Annotated in this window: 17 protein-coding genes; 15 read left to right on the top strand and 2 right to left on the bottom strand. The window is 66.5% G+C overall.

Annotation, left to right across the window (positions count from 1 at the left end; genetic code table 11):
• The first annotated feature begins 45 nt into the window (after window positions 1–45).
• Window positions 46–531, top strand: coding sequence for an Lrp/AsnC family transcriptional regulator (locus BCR55_RS07335; RefSeq protein WP_006408082.1), 486 nt, complete (start codon window positions 46–48; stop codon window positions 529–531).
• Window positions 532–622: 91 nt separating this feature from the next.
• On the opposite strand, the gene BCR55_RS07330 is transcribed toward BCR55_RS07335, so the two are convergent.
• Together BCR55_RS07330 and BCR55_RS07325 are read right to left on the bottom strand one after the other, a co-directional pair.
• Window positions 623–1,156 (bottom strand): class IV adenylate cyclase, encoded by a 534-nt coding sequence (locus tag BCR55_RS07330; RefSeq protein ID WP_006401489.1) that lies wholly within the window; start codon window positions 1,154–1,156, stop codon window positions 623–625.
• 138 nt (window positions 1,157–1,294) lie between these two features.
• The gene (locus BCR55_RS07325) at window positions 1,295–2,194 is read right to left on the bottom strand and encodes a LysR family transcriptional regulator (RefSeq protein WP_006401488.1); all 900 of its coding nucleotides are present in this window, start codon (window positions 2,192–2,194) and stop codon (window positions 1,295–1,297) included.
• 286 nt (window positions 2,195–2,480) lie between these two features.
• Here BCR55_RS07325 and BCR55_RS07320 point away from each other — a divergent pair, with 286 nt between their 5' ends.
• The 14 genes from BCR55_RS07320 (at window position 2,481) to BCR55_RS07250 (ending at window position 20,206) form a co-directional block, all read left to right on the top strand.
• Complete coding sequence (locus BCR55_RS07320) at window positions 2,481–4,169, top strand: GMC family oxidoreductase (RefSeq protein WP_175403813.1); 1,689 nt, start codon at window positions 2,481–2,483, stop codon at window positions 4,167–4,169.
• Between the two features lie 433 nt (window positions 4,170–4,602).
• Window positions 4,603–5,382 carry an ABC transporter ATP-binding protein gene (locus tag BCR55_RS07310; protein ID WP_006401484.1) on the top strand — a complete coding sequence of 260 codons (780 nt, stop codon included), beginning with the start codon at window positions 4,603–4,605 and terminating at the stop codon, window positions 5,380–5,382.
• On the top strand, window positions 5,379–6,134 hold the full coding sequence (locus BCR55_RS07305) for an ABC transporter ATP-binding protein (RefSeq protein ID WP_006411523.1): 756 nt from the start codon (window positions 5,379–5,381) through the stop codon (window positions 6,132–6,134). Before BCR55_RS07310 ends, BCR55_RS07305 begins: the two co-directional genes overlap by 4 nt.
• Before the next feature lie 76 nt (window positions 6,135–6,210).
• Window positions 6,211–7,410, top strand: coding sequence for an ABC transporter substrate-binding protein (locus BCR55_RS07300; protein WP_006401482.1), 1,200 nt, complete (start codon window positions 6,211–6,213; stop codon window positions 7,408–7,410).
• Between the two features lie 132 nt (window positions 7,411–7,542).
• The gene (locus BCR55_RS07295) at window positions 7,543–8,427 is read left to right on the top strand and encodes a branched-chain amino acid ABC transporter permease (protein WP_006401481.1); all 885 of its coding nucleotides are present in this window, start codon (window positions 7,543–7,545) and stop codon (window positions 8,425–8,427) included.
• The gene (locus BCR55_RS07290) at window positions 8,427–9,401 is read left to right on the top strand and encodes a branched-chain amino acid ABC transporter permease (RefSeq protein ID WP_012212466.1); all 975 of its coding nucleotides are present in this window, start codon (window positions 8,427–8,429) and stop codon (window positions 9,399–9,401) included. Before BCR55_RS07295 ends, BCR55_RS07290 begins: the two co-directional genes overlap by 1 nt.
• 1,108 nt (window positions 9,402–10,509) lie before the next feature.
• Window positions 10,510–11,667 (top strand): ABC transporter substrate-binding protein, encoded by a 1,158-nt coding sequence (locus tag BCR55_RS07285; RefSeq protein WP_065494391.1) that lies wholly within the window; start codon window positions 10,510–10,512, stop codon window positions 11,665–11,667.
• A 189-nt stretch (window positions 11,668–11,856) separates the two neighbouring features.
• Window positions 11,857–12,912 (top strand): branched-chain amino acid ABC transporter permease, encoded by a 1,056-nt coding sequence (locus tag BCR55_RS07280; RefSeq protein WP_006411131.1) that lies wholly within the window; start codon window positions 11,857–11,859, stop codon window positions 12,910–12,912.
• A 4-nt stretch (window positions 12,913–12,916) separates the two neighbouring features.
• Entirely contained in the window at window positions 12,917–14,701 is a 1,785-nt protein-coding gene (locus BCR55_RS07275) for an ATP-binding cassette domain-containing protein (RefSeq protein ID WP_006411130.1), read from the top strand.
• Window positions 14,701–15,456 carry an ABC transporter ATP-binding protein gene (locus tag BCR55_RS07270; RefSeq protein ID WP_053296667.1) on the top strand — a complete coding sequence of 252 codons (756 nt, stop codon included), beginning with the start codon at window positions 14,701–14,703 and terminating at the stop codon, window positions 15,454–15,456. The genes BCR55_RS07275 and BCR55_RS07270 overlap by 1 nt, the downstream gene beginning before the upstream one ends.
• Window positions 15,457–15,796: 340 nt before the next feature.
• Window positions 15,797–17,767: a tRNA uridine-5-carboxymethylaminomethyl(34) synthesis enzyme MnmG gene (gene mnmG, locus BCR55_RS07265; RefSeq protein WP_065494390.1), complete on the top strand. Its 1,971-nt coding sequence runs from the start codon at window positions 15,797–15,799 to the stop codon at window positions 17,765–17,767.
• The gene (gene rsmG / locus BCR55_RS07260; RefSeq protein WP_065494389.1) at window positions 17,764–18,450 is read left to right on the top strand and encodes a 16S rRNA (guanine(527)-N(7))-methyltransferase RsmG; all 687 of its coding nucleotides are present in this window, start codon (window positions 17,764–17,766) and stop codon (window positions 18,448–18,450) included. The genes mnmG and rsmG overlap by 4 nt, the downstream gene beginning before the upstream one ends.
• 52 nt (window positions 18,451–18,502) lie before the next feature.
• The gene (locus BCR55_RS07255) at window positions 18,503–19,282 is read left to right on the top strand and encodes a ParA family protein (protein WP_006401472.1); all 780 of its coding nucleotides are present in this window, start codon (window positions 18,503–18,505) and stop codon (window positions 19,280–19,282) included.
• 30 nt (window positions 19,283–19,312) lie between these two features.
• Window positions 19,313–20,206, top strand: a complete 894-nt coding sequence (locus BCR55_RS07250) for a ParB/RepB/Spo0J family partition protein (RefSeq protein WP_006401471.1) — start codon at window positions 19,313–19,315, stop codon at window positions 20,204–20,206.
• Window positions 20,207–20,210: the final 4 nt, after the last annotated feature.

Genomic DNA, 20,210 nt, shown 5'->3' with positions numbered 1-20,210 from the left:
TGCGATAATCGCGCATTGAATCATTGAATCATGCGGAGAATGGACATGCTGGAACTCGATCACTTCGATCTCGCGCTGCTGGACGTGCTGCAGCGCTTCGGCCGCGCGACGCATCAGCAGCTCGGCGAGGAAGTGCCGCTGTCGCCGTCGCAGATCGGCCGCCGGCTGCAGCGGCTCGAGGCCGCCGGCGTGATCGAGGGGTATCGCGTGATGCTGCGGCCCGAAAAACTCGGGCTCGGCGTGACCGCGTTCACGAGCCTGAAGCTCAAGCATCATGGCGATTCGATCATCGAGCAGTTCCAGCAGCAGATCGACGTGTTGCCCGAAGTGCTCGAATGTCACGCGGTGGTCGGCGATGCCGACTATCTGCTGCGGATCGTCGCGCCGGATCTGAACGCGCTGTCGCAGTTCGTGATGAAGAAGCTGATGCGTGTGCCGGGCGTCGACAGCGTGCGTTCGAACATCGTGCTGACGACGTTCAAGCGCAACGGCGCGCTGCCGCTCGCGCATCTGGCGCCCGGCGCGGCCTGACGGGCGCGCGGCGTCCGCAGACGCCGCGCGTTTGTACCGCGCGTGCGCATGCCGCGCATAGGCACGCCGCGCGTATGCACGCCGCGCACGATCACGCGGCCGTTTCGCGCTCGGCCGCGTTCAGCAGGTCGACATAGGCGAGCGCGACGAGATCGTCATGCGCGACGCCGAGCTTCGCGAACACGTCGTGCGCTTCCGCTTCGCCGCCTGCTTCGTCGTCGTCGGGGCCGAGCACGACTTCGAGCTCGATGAAGTCGCCGAGGCCGTCGACGCGATCGAGGTGAATGCGCGTGCGGCCGGCCAGATACACGTGACGCTCCTTCGTGACGATGCCGCGCGTCGTCAGCGCGGTCGCGAGCAGCGCGTGCATCGCGTCCGGGTTCGTCACCGGGCTGCGCGTGTAGTACGACGCCTTCGGGCCGTCTCGATCGTCGCGCTGGTAGAAGATCAGCTCGGCCGGCGTGCCGTCCTCGAAGCGGCGCAGCTTGAGCCGGCCGCGCGGCACGTCGTAGAAGAAATCCTGCTGGCGGTAGAACAGCGGCGCTTCGGTCGCCAGGGCGGCCGCGCGTTCGCGCAGACGGTCGAATTCGCGGGCACGGGCTTTGATCTCGATGTTGCGGGCCATGCGGACCTCCTTCGGTCGACGACGATGTACGGATGTGCGAACGCACAATCTAGCAAAAAGGCTGCGACGGCGACGTGAAGCCTGCCGCGCCGAATCGCAGCGTGCGGCGCGCGCCGCGGCCCGCATCATCAATGGCGCTCATATTGCCCACTGCGCTTCGATCAGCCTGAGCGCGGCCGCGATCGCCGGTTCGTCGCGTCGCTCGGCGAGCGTGACGAAGGTCAGCTCGGTCGGCACCGTCACGCGCTCGACGATCGTCAGCGCATGCGCGTGCGCTTCGGCGAGCGCGATCGCGTCGCGCGCGAGCGTCAGACCGATCCCCGATTTCACGAGATCGAGCATCGACTGCTCCTGATCGACTTCGGCGACCTTCAGCGGCTGCACGCCGGCCTGCGCGAAGCGCCGCGACAGCAGCCGGTTGTGCGCCGACGCGGGCGGCGTCCAGATCCACGGCAGCGCGGCGAGCGCGCGCCAGTCGTGCGCGCGCTGCACGCGTTCCTTCCAGCCGGCCGGCGCAAGCACGCGGTACTGGAAATGCGTGAGCGTGACCGTATGGAACGGCGCACCGTCGCGCGGATCGTCGTCGCCGGGCCGGCCGATGTAGTAGCCGACATCGAGCGCCTGCGCGCGCACCTGGTCGAGCACCCAGCCCGACATCCCGTGCCGCAGCGCGGTCTCGATTTGCGGGTGGGTTTCGACGAGCGCGCGCAGAAAACCGCCGAGCCGCAGAAATCCCGGATCGAGGATCGTGCCGATCCGCAGCCGGCCGCGCACCTCGTGGCGCAGCGCGGCTGCCGCGCGCTCGACGTCGGCGGCCGCCGCGAGCGCGCGTTCCGCGTGCGGCAGCAGCGTCTGGCCGTCGCGCGTGAGCGCGAGCCCGCGCGACGTGCGCGTGAACAGCGCGACGCCGAGCGTCTCCTGAAGATGCTTGATCTGCAGGCTCACAGCGGGCTGCGTCAGATGCAGCTGCGCGGCCGCGCGCGTCAGATTGCCTTCACGGGCGACCGTCGCGAACGCGCGTAGCAGGGTGAGATCCATCGTCGTGATATGAGCGCCGCTTATAACGCAGTTGAGCATAACTCATTGGATCGGCGGGCGGCGCCGGGAGTACGCTTCATCGGTCGCGTTCCGCGCCGTGTGCCGGACGCGAACGGCACGGCGGCGATTGCGGCGTCGCGCCGTAGGCCGACGTGCGGCACGCGATGCGCCGCAGGCGGCGCAGGCGCACTATGCTGAAAACGACGCGCGGAATCGCGCCGCGCGACGCGATAACAACATGCTTTGCATCGAATCGGCGTGCACGCCGATCGACAGGAGACACATCGTGAGTACGGAGCGTACGCTCGAAGGCGAATTCGATTATGTGATCGTCGGCGCGGGCACGGCCGGCTGCGTGCTGGCCAACCGGCTGACCGAGGACCCGGACGTTCGCGTGCTGCTGCTCGAGGCGGGCGGCAAGGACGACTATCACTGGATTCATATCCCGGTCGGCTATCTGTATTGCATCGGCAATCCGCGCACCGACTGGCTGTACAAGACGCAGCCGGAAGCAGGGCTCAACGGCCGCGCGCTGTCGTATCCGCGCGGACGCGTGCTCGGCGGCTGTTCGTCGATCAACGGGATGATCTATATGCGCGGCCAGCGCGACGATTACGACCGCTGGGCGCGGGAAACCGGCGACGCCGGCTGGTCCTGGGACAGCGTGCTGCCGGTGTTCAAACGCAGCGAGGATCATCATGCCGGCGCGAGCGACGCGCACGGCGCGGGCGGCTACTGGCGCGTCGAGAAGCAGCGGCTGCGTTGGGAGATCCTCGAATCGTTCGCGCAGGCCGCGCAGCAGACGGGCATTCCGGCCACCGACGATTTCAATCGCGGCGACAACACGGGCGTCGGCTACTTCGAGGTGAACCAGAAGCGCGGCGTGCGCTGGAACACGTCGAAGGCATTCCTGCGGCCCGCGATGGCGCGCGCGAATCTGACCGTGATCACCGGCGCGCACGCGCAGCGCGTGATTTTCGAGGGGCGGCGTGCGGTCGGTGTCGAATATCGCGGGGGCGGTACCGAGTACGTCGCGCGTGCGCGCATCGAAGTGCTGCTCACGTCGGGTGCGGTGAATTCGCCGCAGCTGCTCGAGCTGTCCGGCGTCGGCGACGGCCGGCGGCTGCAGGCGCTCGGCATCGACGTCGTACACGATCTGCCGGGCGTCGGCGAAAACCTGCAGGACCACCTGCAGCTGCGCATGGCGTTTCGCGTGCAGGGCGTGCGCACGCTGAACACGCTGTCCGCGCGCTGGTGGGGCAAGCTGATGATCGGCGCCGAATATGCGCTGCTGCAGCGCGGGCCGATGTCGATGGCGCCGTCGCAGCTCGGCGCGTTCGCGAAATCCGATCCGGACGATCCGACGCTCGCGTCGCCCGATCTCGAGTATCACGTGCAGCCGCTGTCGCTCGACCGCTTCGGCGAGCCGCTGCACAGCTTCAATGCGTTCACGGCGTCCGTGTGTCATCTGCGGCCGACCTCGCGCGGCAGCGTGCATGTCGCGAGCGCCGATCCGCATGCGGCGCCCGTGATCGCGCCGAACTACCTGTCGACCGACTACGACCGCCACGTCGCCGCCAACGCGCTGCGTCTCACGCGTCGCATCGCGTCCGCGCCGGCGCTCGCGCGCTACCGTCCCGAGGAAATCCTGCCGGGCGCGCGCTATCAGACCGAAGCCGAGCTGCAGGAAGCGGCCGGCGCGGTCGGCACGACGATCTTCCATCCGGTCGGCACGTGTCGCATGGGACGCGCGGACGATCCGCGCGCGGTCGTCGACAGCCGGCTGCGCGTGCGCGGTATCGCGGGGCTGCGCATCGTCGATGCGTCGGTGATGCCGTTCATCACGTCGGGCAACACGAATTCGCCGACGCTGATGATCGCCGAGCGCGCGAGCGACATGATTCGCGCGGACCGCCGTGCAGCCCGCGACGCGGCCGCCTCGGTGCACACCGACGCGGTCGTGACGCCCGCATGACGACACACTGACGCGCGCGTGGGCATCGATTGCGCCGCAATCGCGGACGCGTCGCGCCACGCGCTGCTTCGCGCTGCGAAACAACGCATGCTTGTGCACGCCGCGTGTGTGCTGCGCGGCACGATTCGTGCACACCGTGCGTTCGCGCGCCGTTCGCGTGCATCCGATGCACGCGAACGGCGCGTGCAGCGGCGCGGACAGCGGCATGCGCAGCGGCGTGCGTATCGCGGCCATCCCTATAAGTGCAAATCCCGATGATTGCACTGCACCAACGGCGCGACAATGACGCGCAGCGTGCCTACGCGTCGGCGCGGGAGACCACCCTCGAGGCGTAACACGGCGCTCGGGGGCAGCCCGTCGATCCGCTGACCTGTTTCGCGGCCGCTTGCGCGAACTTTCCCGGTGCTTCGCCTGACTTCGTACGGAAGGGAACATGATTCTCGGCGACACGATTCTGGAAACACGCGGACTCACCAAGGAATTCAGGGGCTTCACGGCCGTGAATGGCGTGAACCTGCGCGTGCGTCGCGGTGCCATTCACGCCTTGATCGGTCCGAACGGCGCCGGCAAGACGACCTGCTTCAACCTGCTGACGAAGTTCCTGACGCCGACGGCCGGCCAGATCGTCTTCAACGGCATCGATATCACCGACGAGCGGCCGGCCCAGGTCGCACGCCGCGGGATCATCCGCTCGTTCCAGATTTCGGCCGTGTTCCCGCATCTGACCGCGTTGCAGAACGTGCGCATCGGCCTGCAGCGCGCGCTCGGCACCGAATTCCATTTCTGGCGCAGCGAGCGCACGTTGAAGCGTCTCGACGATCGCGCGATGGATCTGCTCACGCAAGTCGGCCTCACCGATTTCGCGCACGTGCGCACCGTCGAGCTCGCGTACGGGCGCAAGCGCGCGCTCGAGATCGCGACGACGCTCGCGATGGAACCCGAACTGATGCTGCTCGACGAGCCCACGCAGGGGATGGGCCACGAGGACGTCGATCGCGTGACCGCACTGATCAAGAAGGTCGCGAGCGGCCGCACGATCCTGATGGTCGAGCACAACATGAACGTGATCGCCGGCATCTCGGACACGATCACGGTCCTGCAGCGCGGCGAGGTGCTCGCCGAGGGTTCGTATGCGGAGGTGTCGAAGAATCCGCTCGTCATCGAGGCTTACATGGGCAGCGCGGACGCGGCGCTCGCGGGGGCGCACGCATGAAGCACAGCGAACGGGAGGAACGCGAGTTGAGCGGTGTCGAAAGCGGCACGCCCGCGCTGGAAATCACGGGCCTCGAGGCCTGGTACGGGGAATCGCACATTCTGCACGGCGTCGACCTGACCGTTCATCGCGGCGAGGTCGTCACGCTGCTCGGCCGCAACGGCGCGGGCCGCACGACGACGCTGCGCGCGATCATGGGGCTCACGGGCCGCCGCAGCGGCTCGATCAAGGTCGCAGGCAACGAGACGATCGGTCTCGCGACGCACCGCATCGCGCATTTCGGTGTCGGCTATTGCCCGGAGGAGCGCGGGATCTTCTCGAGCCTGTCGTGCGAGGAGAACCTGATGCTGCCGCCGCTGATCGGCGCGCGCGAGAACGCGATGTCGCTCGACGACATCTACGCGATGTTCCCGAACCTGGCTTCGCGGCGGCAGAGCCAGGGCACGCGGCTGTCCGGCGGCGAGCAGCAGATGCTCGCGGTCGCGCGCATCCTGCGCACGGGCGCGAACCTGCTGCTGCTCGACGAGATCTCGGAAGGTCTTGCACCGGTGATCGTGCAGGCGCTCGCGCGCATGATCGTCGCGCTGAAGTCGCGCGGCTACACGATCGTGATGGTCGAACAGAATTTCCGCTTTGCCGCACCGCTCGCCGACCGCTTCTACGTGATGGAGCACGGCCGCATCGTCGAACATTTCCGCGCGTCGGAACTGGAAGGCAAGATGCCGGTCCTGCACGACCTGCTCGGGGTGTGACGCCGCCCCGTTTCCTTGCCGCCGGCCGTCGCGGCGCACGAACAACCACAACGCATCAGAACAACAGGAGACGTCAATGAAAATGAAGACCCTCGCCCACGCGTGTCTCGCACTCGCGACCGCCGCATTCACCGCCGGCGCCGCCCACGCGGCGGATACCGTGAAGATCGGCTTCATCACGGACATGTCGGGGCTTTACGCGGATATCGACGGGCAGGGCGGCCTCGAGGCGATCCGCATGGCGGTCGCCGACTTCGGCGGCAAGGTGCTCGGCAAGCCGATCGAGGTCGTCTATGCCGATCACCAGAACAAGGCCGACATCGCCGCGTCGAAGGCGCGCGAATGGATGGACCGCGGCGGTCTCGACCTGCTCGTCGGCGGCACGAACTCGGCGACCGCGCTGTCGATGAATCAGGTCGCGGCCGAGAAGAAGAAGGTCTACATCAACATCGGCGCGGGCGCCGACACGCTGACCAACGAACAGTGCACGCCGTACACCGTGCACTACGCGTACGACACGATGGCGCTCGCGAAAGGCACCGGTTCCGCGGTCGTGAAGCAGGGCGGCAAGACGTGGTTCTTCCTGACCGCCGACTACGCGTTCGGCAAGGCGCTCGAGAAGAACACGTCGGATGTCGTGAAGGCGAACGGCGGACAGGTGCTCGGCTCGGTGCGCCATCCGCTGTCCGCGTCGGACTTCTCGTCGTTCCTGCTGCAGGCGCAGTCGTCGAAGGCGCAGATCCTCGGCCTCGCGAATGCCGGCGGCGACACGATCAATTCGATCAAGGCGTCGAAGGAATTCGGCATCACGAAGACGATGAAGATCGCCGCGCTGCTGATGTTCATCGACGACGTGCACAGCCTCGGCCTCGAGACGACGCAGGGCCTCGTGCTGACCGACAGCTGGTACTGGAACCGCGATGCGGCGTCGCGCCAGTGGGCGCAGCGCTACTTCGGCAAGATGAAGAAGATGCCGTCGAGCCTGCAGGCGGCCGACTATTCGTCGGTGACGACGTACCTCAAGGCCGTGCAGGCGGCCGGCACGACCGATTCCGACAAGGTGATGGCCGAGCTGAAGAAGATGAAGATCAGCGACTTCTACGCGAAGGGCTACATCCGTCAGGACGGCAGCATGATCCACGACATGTATCTGATGGAGGTGAAGAAGCCGTCCGAGTCGAAGGAGCCCTGGGATTACTACAAGGTGCTCGCGACGATCCCGGGCGAACAGGCATTCGCGACCAAGCAGGAATCGCGCTGCGCGCTGTGGAAGTAGACGTGACGCGGCGGCGCGCCTAGCGCGCGCCGCGCCGCACCGGCGGCCGTCGCGGTACGTCCGCTGCGCCGCCGGCGCACGCGGCCCGATACGGTTGCGTGCGCAACGAAACTCATTCTGACGGCAAACTCGATGGAAATCTTTGGCATTCCGTTGCCGGCGATGCTGAGCCAGTTGCTGCTCGGGCTCGTCAACGGTTCGTTCTACGCGATCCTGAGCCTCGGGCTGGCGGTGATCTTCGGGCTGCTCAACGTGATCAACTTCGCGCATGGCGCACTGTTCATGCTGGGCGCGATGCTCGCCTGGATGGGCTTGTCGTACTTCGGGCTGCCGTACTGGGCGATGCTCGTGCTCGCGCCGCTGATCGTCGGTGCGTTCGGCATCGCGATCGAGCGCTCGATGCTGCGCTGGCTGTACAAGCTCGATCACCTGTACGGGCTGCTGCTGACATTCGGCCTCACGCTCGTCGTCGAAGGCGTGTTCCGCTCGATCTACGGCTCGTCGGGGCAGCCGTACGACGTGCCGTCGCAGCTGTCCGGCGCGACCAATCTCGGCTTCATGTTCCTGCCGAACTATCGTGCGTGGGTCGTCGTCGCGTCGCTCGCGGTGTGCCTCGCCACCTGGTTCGTGATCGAGAAGACGCGGCTCGGCGCCTACCTGCGTGCGGGCACCGAGAACCCGAAGCTCGTCGAGGCGTTCGGCGTGAACGTGCCGATGATGATCACGCTCACCTACGGCTTCGGCGTCGCGCTCGCCGCCTTCGCAGGCGTGCTCGCCGCGCCGGTGATCCAGGTGTCGCCGCTGATGGGCCAGCCGATGATCATCACCGTGTTCGCGGTGGTCGTGATCGGCGGGATGGGGTCGATTCTCGGCTCGATCGTCACGGGCCTGCTGCTCGGCGTGATCGAGGGCTTTACGCGCGTGTTCTATCCGGAAGCGTCCGCGACGGTCGTGTTCGTCATCATGGCGATCGTGCTGCTGATCCGCCCGGCCGGCCTGTTCGGCAAGGAAAAATGATGCAGAGAAAAGTGCTCTACGGCGTGCTGCTCGCCGCACTGCTCGTCGCGCCGTTCGTCGGCGCGTATCCGGTCTTCGTGATGAAGGTGCTTGCGTTCGCGCTGTTCGCGGCCGCGTTCAACCTGCTGATCGGCTATACGGGGCTGCTGTCGTTCGGCCATGCGATGTTCCTCGCGACGGCCGGCTACGCGACCGGCTACTCGATGCAGACGCTCGGTTTCACGCCCGAGCTCGGCGTGCTGGCCGGCACCGCGATCGCGACGCTGCTCGGGCTCGTCGTCGGCCTGTTCGCGATTCGCCGGCAAGGCATCTATTTCGCGATGATCACGCTCGCGTTCGCGCAGATGGTGTACTTCATCTATCTGCAGGCGCCGTTCACGCACGGCGAGGACGGGCTGCAGGGCGTGCCGCGCGGCCGGCTGTTCGGGCTGCTCGACCTGTCGAACGACCTCGCGCTGTACTACGTCGTGCTCGTCGTGATCGTCGCCGCCTGTGCGTTCATCGTGCGGATCGTGCATTCGCCGTTCGGCCAGGTGCTCGTCGCGATCAAGGAGAACGAGGCGCGCGCGATCTCGCTCGGCTACGACACCGATCGCTTCAAGCTGCTCGCGTTCGTGCTGTCGGCGGGGCTCGCGGGGCTGGCAGGATCGCTGAAGGTGCTCGTGCTCGGCTTCGAGACGCTGTCCGATGCCTACTGGACGATGTCGGGCCTCGTCGTGCTGATGACGCTCGTCGGCGGCATGGGCACGCTGTTCGGGCCGCTGCTCGGCGCGGCGCTGATCGTCGCGCTCGAAGACCGGCTCGGCGACATCGGCGAGTGGCTGGCCTCGACGACGGGCATCGGCTGGTTCCATTCGCTCGGCGAATCGGCGACGATCGTCACCGGGCTGATCTTCATCGCCTGCGTGCTCGCGTTCCGGCGCGGGATCGTCGGCGAGATGATCGCGCGGATCAAGCCGCTCGGCGCGTCGTAACGGCGTGCGCACGGCCGCCGGCGCCTTGATGCGAAGCACCATCCGGCATGCTTCGGAACGGCGCCGAAGCGCCCTCCGGCACGCGCCGCGCGGCAAAGTGGTGCCCCATTTTCGTGCGGCGATGCACCATAGGGGTAAATGCTAAGTTGCCGGCGGCCTTAAGCTTCTTTAAGCTTCGTTTCAGTTCTGATGCACCGCGAATCGAATTTGCAGGTGGAGAACGAGGAGACAATCGAGGCACAAAGTGCCCGGACCCCAAAGCGCTGTTGGACGGAATCCAACAGCGCTTTTTCATTTGCGCGCGGATTTTCATTGCATTCAATGCGCGTGCAACGGCCGACTCGCAGTGGCGGTTCGCATTCATCGCACCGCATTCGGGCGCGTATTCTTTGTCTTCCTTCGTATTTCCGTTTTCGCATACGCAGCGGCGTACGGCGCGCAGCCGCGCGCATACCGTCCGGGCTTACCCGGTTGGCGTGCGCAAAAGGCGTCCGTTACACTCAGCTTTCGCCGACCGAGCGGTCGGCGAAATCGGTCGGCAGTCCTCCTACAAGCAGAATGCAGAAGATGGAGTGCGGTTGAATGAGAAGCGCAGGACGATGGAGCGGGGCGAGCCGCGCGGCACGGGGTGTGCGCGCGCCGGGCGGCATGCACGGCCAGGCCGCGCCGCGGTGTGGTCGCGGCAGCGCCGAGCCGCGCACGTGGCCGCGCCTGGGCCGCACGGCGTCGCGCGCGTCGGCAGGCGCCGAACTCGCGCGGTCCGGCCCGGCATCGCGTGGCGCTTTCTCGGGGTGCCGTCCCGCATGAGCGTGAGCCGTCGTTTTCCTGTTCCGGACAGTTGGTCCGTCGTTGCATTCGCACCGATCCTTTTCCCATATTTCGCGCTGCTTCATCCTGACGACATTGCGCTCGCGCACGGTAACGGGCGTCGTGCGTCGTTTTCAGGCCGATCCGCGCGATGTTGCCGGGCTCGCGGTGCACACGGTTTTTCGCGGGAAAACGAGTGTAGGCACCGCAATGCGAGATAGTTAAATTATTAACTTGTTTGAGGCCGGGAGTCGCCCGAGCGGCCCGCGGATTTTTCGAGCAGCGTTTGGAGACAACGAAAATGAAGATGAATCGATGGATGGAGGTTTTGCTTGCCGCGGGCCTCGCATGCGCGGCCGCGACGGCGTCGGCGCAGGTGAAGATCGGCGTGACGCTGTCGGCGACGGGGCCAGCCGCGTCGCTCGGGATTCCGGAAAAGAACACGATCGCGCTGCTGCCGAAGGAGATCGCCGGCAAGAGCGTGCAGTACATCGTGCTCGACGACGCATCCGACACGAGCCGCGCCGTGCAGAACGTGCGCAAGCTGATCGACGAGGATCATGTCGACGCGATCATCGGTTCGTCGGTCACGCCGAACTCGCTCGCCATGCTCGACCCCGTGTCGCAGGCGAAGACGCCGACCATTTCGCTCGCCGCGAGCGCGCAGATCATCTCGCCGATGGACGCGAAGCGCGCGTGGATGTTCAAGGTGCCGCAGAACGACCAGCTGATGGCCGATGCGATCGCCGGCTACATGGCCAAGCACGGCGTGAAGACGGTCGGCTTCATCGGCTTCGCCGACGCGTACGGCGACAGCTGGTATAACACGTTCAGCGCGGCCGCCCAGAAGAACGGCATCAAGATCGTGTCGAACGAGCGCTACAACCGCACCGACGCGTCGGTGATGGGGCAGGTGCTAAAGCTGGTCGGCTCGAACCCGGACGCGGTGCTGATCGCCGGCTCCGGCACGCCGGCGGCGCTGCCGGCGAAGACGCTGAAGGAGCGCGGCTACAAGGGCAAGGTGTATCAGACGCACGGCGTCGCGAACAACGACTTCCTGCGCGTATGCGGCAAGGATTGCGACGGCGAGCTCCTGCCGGCCGGTCCGGTGCTCGTGACCGATCAGCTGCCCGATTCGAACCCGGTGAAGAAGCCCGCGCTCGCGTACAAGGCCGCCTACGAGAAGGCGTACGGCGCCGGTTCGCTGTCGACCTTCGGCGGCCACGCGTGGGACGCGGGGCTGCTGCTGCAGCGCGCGATTCCGGACGCGCTGAAGAAGGGGCAGCCGGGCACCGAGGCCTTCCGCGAGGCGCTGCGCGCGTCGCTGGAAAGCGTGAAGGATCTGCCGGTGTCGCACGGCGTGATCAACATGACGCCGACCGATCACAACGGCTTCGATTCGCGCGCACGCGTGATGGTGCAGATCGTCGACGGCAAGTGGAAGTTGCAGGCCGAGTAAGTGTCACGTGAAATCGGCGTGCGCGAGCCGAGCGGGCCGCGCATGCCGTCGTCGCGCGCGAGCGGGTGCGTCGCGCGTCGTCGCACGAATCCTTCGGGGCGGCGCCACGATACGTGAGGCCGTGTCGCCGCGTACGCGCGCGCCGTCCCCGTCGCCGTTTCTCCGCAGCATTCTCGATACACGATACGTATGGATCTTTCGATTGCGGCGATCCTCGCGCAAGACGGCATCACGACCGGCGCCATTTACGCGTTGCTGTCGCTGGCGCTCGTGCTGGTGTTTTCCGTCACGCGCGTGATCTTCATTCCCCAGGGCGAGTTCGTCGCATACGGCGCGTTGACGCTCGCCGCGCTGCAGGCGCAGAAATTCCCCGCGACCTGCTGGCTGCTGTTTGTCATGGGCATCGCCTGCTTCCTGCTCGAAGTGGGCGGGCTGATCCGGCATCGCGAGCGGCGTCGTCCGCTCGGCCGCACGCTCGCGACGCTCGGCAGCCGCTACGTGCTGCTGCCGCTCGCGGTATTCGCCGTGACGCGCAGCTTTGCCGCCCAGCCGCTGCCGATGCTCGCGCAGATCGCGCTGACGCTCGCGATCGTCGTGCCGATGGGGCCGTTCGTGTACCGGCTCGTGTACCAGCCGATCGCCGAGGGCACGACGCTGCTGCTGCTGATCGTGTCGGTCGCCGTGCACTTCGCGATGGTCGGCCTCGGCCTCGTGATGTTCGGCGCCGAAGGTTCGCGCACGAACGCGTTCTCCGATGCGGCGCTGTCGATCGGCAGCATGACGGTGTCGGCGCAGAGCATCGTCGTGATCGTCACGGCGCTCGTGTTGATCGCGGCGCTGTACGTGTACTTCGGCCGCACGATCGCCGGCAAGGCGTTGCGCGCGACGTCGGTGAACCGGCTCGGCGCGCGCCTCGTCGGCATCGGCACGACGGAGGCGGGGCGGCTCGCGTTCACGTTCGCGGCCGGACTCGGCGTGCTGTCCGGCATTCTCGTCGGCCCGCTGACGACCATCTACTACGACTCCGGCTTCCTGATCGGCCTGAAGGGTTTCGTCGGCGCGATCATCGGCGGGCTCGTCAGCTATCCGCTCGCGGCGGCCGGCTCGCTGCTGGTCGGTGTGCTCGAATCGTATTCGTCGTTCTGGGCGAGTTCGTACAAGGAGGTGATCGTGTTCACGCTGATCATTCCGGTGCTGCTGTGGCGCAGCTTCGCGACGCCGCATGCGGAAGAGGAAGAGGAGTGACGCGATGAAGACGATGCTGCGCAACAAGACGTTCTGGGCGTTTCTCGTCGTGCTGTTCGCGTTGCCGGTGCTGCCCGGCGCGCTGCACGTGCCCGAATACTGGATCACGCTGCTCAACTACATCGGGCTCTATGCGATCGTCGCGATCGGGCTCGTGCTGCTGACGGGCGTCGGCGGCATGACGAGCTTCGGGCAGGCCGCGTTCGTCGGCGTCGGCGCCTATGCGACCGCATTCCTGACCACGCGCTACGGCGTGTCGCCGTGGCTTGCGCTGATCGTCGGCGTCGCGCTGACGGCGCTCGTCGCGCTCGTGCTCGGCGCGGTCACGATGCGGCTCTCGGGACACTTCCTGCCGCTCGGCACGATCGCGTGGGGCCTCGCGCTGTTCTATCTGTTCGGCAATCTCGAGGTGCTCGGCAAATACGACGGCATCAACGGCATTCCGGCGCTGAGCCTATTCGGGCTCGAACTCGACAGCGGCCGCAGCCTGTATTTCCTGATCTGGGCAGTCGTGCTCGCGGCGATCGTATCGGTGCAGAACCTGCTGAACAGCCGGCCGGGCCGCGCGATTCGCGCGCTGCGCGGCGGCGGCGTGATGGCCGAGGCGATGGGCGTGAACACGGCGTGGATGCGCGTCGTGATCTTCGTCTACGCGGCGGTGCTCGCCGCGGTGTCCGGCTTTCTGTACGCGCATCTGCAGCGGGCCGTGAACCCGACGCCGTTCGGGCTGAACCACGGCATCGAATTCCTGTTCATGGCCGTCGTCGGCGGCGTGTCACATGTCTGGGGCGCCGTGCTCGGTGCGGCGATCCTCACGGTGCTGCAGGACTACCTGCAGACGCTGCTGCCGAAGCTGCTCGGCTCCGAAGGCAACTTCGAGATCATCGTGTTCGGCGTGCTGATGGTGCTGCTGCTGCAGTATGCGCGGCAGGGCGTGTGGCCGTTCGTCGCCCGACTGTTCCCGCGCGGGCCGCGTGCGCACGTGCCCGAGCACGCCGATCCGCTGCCGCAGCGCGCGAAACCGGTGGCCGGCGAGCCGCTGCTCGTCGTCGACAACGCACGCAAGCAATTCGGTGGGCTCGTGGCCGTCAACGACGTCAGCTTCGACGTGAAAGCGGGGCAGATCGTCGGGCTGATCGGCCCGAACGGCGCCGGCAAGTCGACGACCTTCAACCTCGTGACCGGCGTGCTGCAGCCGACCGGCGGCACGATCACGTTCCGCGGCGAACGGATCGACGGGCTTACGTCGCGACAGATCGTGCAGCGCGGGATCGGCCGCACGTTCCAGCACGTGAAGCTGCTGCCGGGAATGACGGTGCTCGAGAACGTCGCGATCGGCGCCCATCTGCGCGGGCATACGGGCGTATGGCGCAGCATTGCGCGGCTCAATGCGCACGAGGAAGCGCAGCTGCTCGCAGAGGCGGCCCGGCAGATCCGCCGTGTGGGTCTCGAACAGCATATGTACGAAGAAGCGGGGAGCCTCGCGCTCGGTCAGCAGCGAATTCTCGAAATCGCGCGCGCGCTGTGCTGCGACCCGACGCTGCTGCTGCTCGACGAGCCGGCGGCCGGCCTGCGTTACCGGGAAAAGCAGCAGCTCGCCGAGTTGCTGCGCCGGCTGAAGGCCGAAGGCATGAGCGTGTTGCTCGTCGAACACGACATGGACTTCGTGATGAACCTGACCGACCGGCTCGTCGTCATGGAATTCGGCACGCGCATCGCCGAAGGGCTGCCGCAGGACGTGCAGCAGGATCCGGCGGTACTTGAAGCGTATCTGGGCGGGGTGGAGTGATGACGGACACGACGATGCCGATTCTCGAAGTGCGCGGGCTGGCGGTCCGGTACGGCAAGGTGGAGGCGCTGCACGGCGCGGCGATCAAGGTCGGGGCGGGCCAGATCGTCAGCGTGATCGGCCCGAACGGCGCCGGCAAATCGACGCTGCTGAACGCGATCATGGGCGCGCTGCCGGTGACCGGCCATGCGTCCGGTGCGGTCCTCTATCGCGGCGGGGACGTCGGCGCGCTGCCGGTCGAGCAGCGTGTCGCGCGCGGGATGTGCCTCGTGCCGGAGAAGCGCGAGCTGTTCGGCACGATGACGGTGGAAGACAACCTCGTGCTCGGCGCCTATCGCCGCAAGCAGGCCGGCGACGCGAACTTTCTCGACCAGCTCGACCCGGTGTTCGCGCTGTTTCCGCGATTGAAGGAGCGGCGCAGGCAGGCGGCCGGTACGCTGTCGGGCGGCGAGCGGCAGATGCTCGCGGTCGGGCGCGCGCTGATGGGCAAGCCAGACCTGCTGATGCTCGACGAGCCGAGCCTCGGGCTTGCGCCGCTGATCGTGAAGGAGATCTTTCATATCATCAGCGCGTTGCGCGGCACAGGCGTCGCGACGCTGCTGATCGAGCAGAACGCGCGTGCGGCGCTGCAGATTTCGGACTACGGCTACGTGCTGGAGACCGGCGAATTTGCGCTTGAAGGGCCGGCGTCGGAACTTGCACAGAATCCGCGCGTCATCGAGACGTACCTGGGGCTCGCAAGGAAGACGGCCTGATCGAACCGCTGGCAGCGGGAAACGAACGGCGTGTTTCACGTGAAACACGCCGTTTTTGTTTGCGGTCGGGCGACGTGGGGAAGGGCAGGCACAAAAGCAGAATCGGGTTGGGGACAACTTCAGGGCGATCGAGCGCGGACGCTGTGAAGGAGCGAGCGGCTCGGAGGCCCGCCGTGATGCGCCGCAGCGGCACGGTTTTTCAGGCGCATCGACGAAAAAATCGTCGAAACGTACGGACCCTACCATTCGGACGGCCTTCGGGCGAAAAGCGAACCCGCTATAATTCGCCCCATACATTTCTCAGATAGGTTCGTGCGCGGTCCTGCGTACGGAATCCACCATGCTTTATCCCACAGAATTTGACGTCATCGTCGTCGGCGGCGGTCATGCCGGCACGGAAGCCGCGTTGGCGTCCGCCCGAATGGGCGCGAAGACGCTGCTGCTGACCCACAACATCGAAACGCTCGGGCAGATGAGCTGCAATCCGTCGATCGGCGGCATCGGCAAGGGCCATCTGGTCAAGGAAGTCGATGCGCTGGGCGGCGCGATGGCGGCCGCCACCGACGAAGCGGGGATCCAGTTCCGGATCCTCAATTCGTCGAAAGGCCCGGCCGTACGCGCGACACGCGCCCAGGCGGACCGCATCCTGTACAAGGCGGCGATCCGTCGCCGCCTCGAGAATCAGCCCAATCTGTGGCTGTTCCAGCAGGCGGTCGACGACCTGATGGTCGAGGGCGATCGCGTGGTCGGCGCTGTCACGCAAATCGGCATCCGGTTCCGCGCGCGCGCGGTCGTGCTGACGGCCGGTACATTCCTGGACGGCAAGATCCACGTCGGCCTGAACAACTATACGGGCGGTCGCGCGGGCGACCCGGCCGCCGTGTCGCTGTCTGCGCGCTTGAAGGAGCTGAAGCTGCCGCAAGGGCGGCTGAAGACCGGAACGCCGCCGCGTATCGACGGCCGCACGATCGATTTCTCGAAGCTCGAAGAGCAGCCGGGCGATCTCGATCCGATTCCGGTGTTCTCGTTCCTCGGCCGTGCCGAGCAGCATCCGCAGCAGCTGCCGTGCTGGGTCACGCACACGAACGAGCGCACGCACGACATCATTCGCGGCGGCCTCGACCGTTCGCCGATGTACACGGGTGTGATCGAAGGCGTGGGGCCGCGCTACTGCCCATCGATCGAGGACAAGATTCATCGATTCGCGTCGAAGGAGTCGCACCAGATCTTCCTCGAGCCGGAAGGGCTGACGACCAACGAGTTCTACCCGAACGGGATTTCGACGAGCCTGCCGTTCGACGTGCAGCTCGATCTCGTGCATTCGATGCGCGGCCTCGAACAGGCGCATATCCTGCGGCCCGGCTATGCGATCGAGTATGACTACTTCGATCCGCGCGCGCTGAAGGCGTCGCTGGAGACGAAGGCGATCAACGGATTGTTCTTTGCGGGCCAGATCAACGGGACGACAGGCTACGAAGAGGCGGCTGCGCAGGGCCTGCTCGCAGGCGTCAACGCGGGCCGCTACGTGCAGGAAAAGGACGCATGGTGCCCGCGTCGCGATCAGGCGTATCTGGGCGTGCTGGTCGACGATCTCGTCACGCGCGGCGTCGCCGAGCCGTACCGGATGTTCACGAGCCGTGCCGAATACCGCCTGAGCCTTCGCGAAGACAACGCGGACATGCGTCTGACCGAGATCGGCCGCGAGCTGGGCCTCGTCGACGACGTGCGCTGGGACGCCTTCTGCCGGAAGCGCGACGCTGTTTCACGTGAAACCGAGCGACTGAAAACGACCTGGGTGACGCCGAAGACGCTGCCGCCGGAAGAGGCGACCGCATTGCTCGGCAAGCCGATCGACCACGAATACAGCCTGGCGGAGCTGCTGCGGCGTCCGGGCGTCGACTACGACGGTGTCTGCGGGCTGAAGGGCGGCGAGTGCGGGCCGGCGGAGCCGCTGGCCGACGATCCGGTGCTGCTCGCGCAGATCAAGGAGCAGGTAGAGATCGGCATCAAGTATCAGGGCTATATCGAACGCCAGGCGACCGAGATCGAGCGCAACGACGCGAACGAGAACACGCGTCTGCCGGACGGGATCGACTATCGCGAAGTGCGCGGCTTGTCGTTCGAGGTCAGCCAGAAGCTCAATCAGTTCCGGCCTGAAACGATCGGGCAGGCATCGCGCATCTCCGGCGTCACGCCGGCGGCCATTTCGCTGCTGATGGTGCACTTGAAGCGGCGCGGGCTGGGCCGCCGTAACGGCGCGGCCGCATCGGCTGCCGAGCAGGGGGACGGCGCCGTCCCGACGCAACAATGACGGCGCGTCGCGCGCCGGCGGTTAATCGGGACGTACTTGAACGGATGCTCGTCGACGGCGCGGCGTCGCTCGACGTCGCGCTATCCGATACGCAACGCAACCGGCTGCTCGACTACGTCGCGCTGCTGGGCAAGTGGAACGCGGTCTACAACCTGACCGCGATTCGCGATCCGCAGCAGATGCTGATCCAGCACATCCTCGATTCGCTGTCGATCGTGCCGCATCTGCGCGGCCGCGCGTCGGCACGCGCGCTCGACGTCGGCTCGGGCGGCGGCTTGCCGGGCATCGTGCTCGCGATCGTCGAGCCGGACTGGCAGGTAACGCTGAACGACATCGTGCAGAAGAAGTCCGCGTTCCAGACGCAAACGCGTGCGGAACTGAGGCTCACGAATTTGTCGGTGGTCACGGGGCGCGTCGAATCGCTGCGGCCCGGCGTCGAGGTGCCGGAAAAATTCGACATCATCGTGTCGCGCGCCTTCGCGGACCTGTCCGACTTCGTTAAACTTGCTCGGCATCTCGTTGCGCCGGGCGGTTCGATCTGGGCGATGAAGGGCGTGCATCCGGACGACGAGATTGCGCGGCTGCCCGAAGGCAGCCGCGTGAAGCAGACGATGCGTCTGGCGGTTCCGATGCTCGATGCCGAACGGCATCTGATCGAGGTGGCCGTCGACGAGGCGATTTGACGGCGCGCGAACGGCGCGCCGAATGTTTGAAGGTAAGAGGAACACACCAACGATGGCAAAGATCTTCTGCGTTGCGAACCAGAAGGGGGGCGTCGGCAAGACGACGACATCGGTCAATCTCGCCGCAAGCCTTGCAGCGCAGGAGCAACGAGTCCTGCTGATCGATCTCGACCCGCAGGGCAACGCGACGATGGGCAGCGGGATCGACAAGGCCGCATGCGAAGCGACGGTGTACGAAGTGCTGGTCGACGGCGTGTCGGTGGCCGACGCGCGCATCCGGCCCGAAGCCGTCACGTACGACGTGCTGCCGGCGAACCGCGAGCTGTCCGGTGCGGAGATCGAGCTGATCGGTATCGAGAACCGCGAGCGCCAGCTGAAGGCGGCGCTCGAGCGCGTCGAGGACGATTACGACTTCGTGCTGATCGACTGTCCGCCGACGCTGTCGTTGCTGACGCTGAACGGCCTGTGCGCAGCGCACGGCGTCGTGATCCCGATGCAGTGCGAGTACTTCGCGCTCGAAGGGCTCTCGGATCTCGTCAACACGATCAAGCAGGTGCACGCGAACATGAATCGCGACCTGAAGATCATCGGCTTGCTGCGTGTGATGTTCGATCCGCGCATCACGCTGCAGCAGCAGGTCTCCGATCAACTGAAAGCGCACTTCGGCGACAAGGTGTTCGACGCGGTGATTCCGCGTAACGTGCGCCTCGCGGAAGCGCCGAGCTATGGGCTGCCGGGCGTCGTGTTCGACCGCAGCTCGCGCGGTGCGCAGGCCTATCTCCAGTTCGGTGCAGAGATGATCGAGCGCGTGCGCGCGTTCGAGGCGTCGTAACCGGACATGAGCGAAGCGAGGAAGAAAGACATGAACGCCGTACCGAAGAAGAAGGGCTTGGGACGTGGCCTCGAAGCGCTGCTCGGCGGCAGCGCCGACATCACCGAAGCGGTGAAGATCGAAGGGGCGCCGAACACGCTCGCACTCGGCAAACTGCAGGCCGGCAAATACCAGCCGCGCACGCGGATGGACGAAGGCAGCCTGCAGGAGCTCGCGGCCAGCATTCGCGCCCAGGGCGTGATGCAGCCGATCCTGGTACGCCCCATTTCATCAGACAAATACGAGATCATCGCGGGCGAGCGACGTTTCCGCGCCGCGCGTCTCGCGGGCCTCGAGGAAGTGCCGGTGCTCGTGAAGGAGGTGTCCGATCAGGCTGCGGCGGCGATGGCGCTGATCGAGAACATCCAGCGCGAGGATCTGAATCCGCTTGAAGAGGCGCACGGCATTCAGCGGCTGCTCGACGAGTTCGGTTTCACGCACGAGCAGGCGGCCGAGTCGGTGGGCCGTTCGCGCAGCGCGGTGTCGAACCTGCTGCGTCTGCTGAACCTCGCGGCGCCCGTGCAGACGATGCTGCTCGCGGGCGATCTCGACATGGGCCACGCGCGTGCGCTGCTCGCGGTCGATGCGGCGACGCAGATCACGCTCGCGCATCAGGTCGTCAACAAGCGGATGTCGGTGCGCGAGACCGAGAAGCTCGTCGCACAGACGACGAAGGAAGCGCCTGCCGTGAAGGCGCGCGCGAAGGACGACGGCGGCCGCGATACGCGTCGTCTCGAAGAGGAGTTGTCGGATCTGCTGGCGTCGACGGTGAAGATCAAGCTGGGCCGTCGCGGGCGAGGGCAGGTGACGATCGACTTTGGCAACCTCGATGCGCTCGAAGGCATTCTCGTGCGCCTGCGCGGCAACGTCGCGGCCGAGGAATAACGCG

Source organism: Burkholderia sp. CCA53, assembly GCF_001685525.1.
GTDB classification, from domain to species: domain Bacteria; phylum Pseudomonadota; class Gammaproteobacteria; order Burkholderiales; family Burkholderiaceae; genus Burkholderia; species Burkholderia multivorans.
The sequence above is the reverse complement of the archived record's forward strand: the minus strand, read 5'-3'. Positions and strand labels throughout refer to the sequence as shown.

Bases quoted from the DNA above. Each gene is read 5' to 3' on its own strand.
- BCR55_RS07335 (WP_006408082.1), top strand. From the start codon at position 46: ATGCTGGAACTCGATCACTTCGATCTCGCGCTGCTGGACGTGCTGCAG.
- BCR55_RS07330 (WP_006401489.1), bottom strand. From the start codon at position 1,156: ATGGCCCGCAACATCGAGATCAAAGCCCGTGCCCGCGAATTCGACCGT.
- BCR55_RS07325 (WP_006401488.1), bottom strand. From the start codon at position 2,194: ATGGATCTCACCCTGCTACGCGCGTTCGCGACGGTCGCCCGTGAAGGC.
- BCR55_RS07310 (WP_006401484.1), top strand. From the start codon at position 4,603: ATGATTCTCGGCGACACGATTCTGGAAACACGCGGACTCACCAAGGAA.
- BCR55_RS07305 (WP_006411523.1), top strand. From the start codon at position 5,379: ATGAAGCACAGCGAACGGGAGGAACGCGAGTTGAGCGGTGTCGAAAGC.
- BCR55_RS07300 (WP_006401482.1), top strand. From the start codon at position 6,211: ATGAAAATGAAGACCCTCGCCCACGCGTGTCTCGCACTCGCGACCGCC.
- BCR55_RS07295 (WP_006401481.1), top strand. From the start codon at position 7,543: ATGGAAATCTTTGGCATTCCGTTGCCGGCGATGCTGAGCCAGTTGCTG.
- BCR55_RS07290 (WP_012212466.1), top strand. From the start codon at position 8,427: ATGCAGAGAAAAGTGCTCTACGGCGTGCTGCTCGCCGCACTGCTCGTC.
- BCR55_RS07285 (WP_065494391.1), top strand. From the start codon at position 10,510: ATGAAGATGAATCGATGGATGGAGGTTTTGCTTGCCGCGGGCCTCGCA.
- BCR55_RS07280 (WP_006411131.1), top strand. From the start codon at position 11,857: ATGGATCTTTCGATTGCGGCGATCCTCGCGCAAGACGGCATCACGACC.
- BCR55_RS07275 (WP_006411130.1), top strand. From the start codon at position 12,917: ATGAAGACGATGCTGCGCAACAAGACGTTCTGGGCGTTTCTCGTCGTG.
- BCR55_RS07270 (WP_053296667.1), top strand. From the start codon at position 14,701: ATGACGGACACGACGATGCCGATTCTCGAAGTGCGCGGGCTGGCGGTC.
- mnmG (WP_065494390.1), top strand. From the start codon at position 15,797: ATGCTTTATCCCACAGAATTTGACGTCATCGTCGTCGGCGGCGGTCAT.
- rsmG (WP_065494389.1), top strand. From the start codon at position 17,764: ATGACGGCGCGTCGCGCGCCGGCGGTTAATCGGGACGTACTTGAACGG.
- BCR55_RS07255 (WP_006401472.1), top strand. From the start codon at position 18,503: ATGGCAAAGATCTTCTGCGTTGCGAACCAGAAGGGGGGCGTCGGCAAG.
- BCR55_RS07250 (WP_006401471.1), top strand. From the start codon at position 19,313: ATGAACGCCGTACCGAAGAAGAAGGGCTTGGGACGTGGCCTCGAAGCG.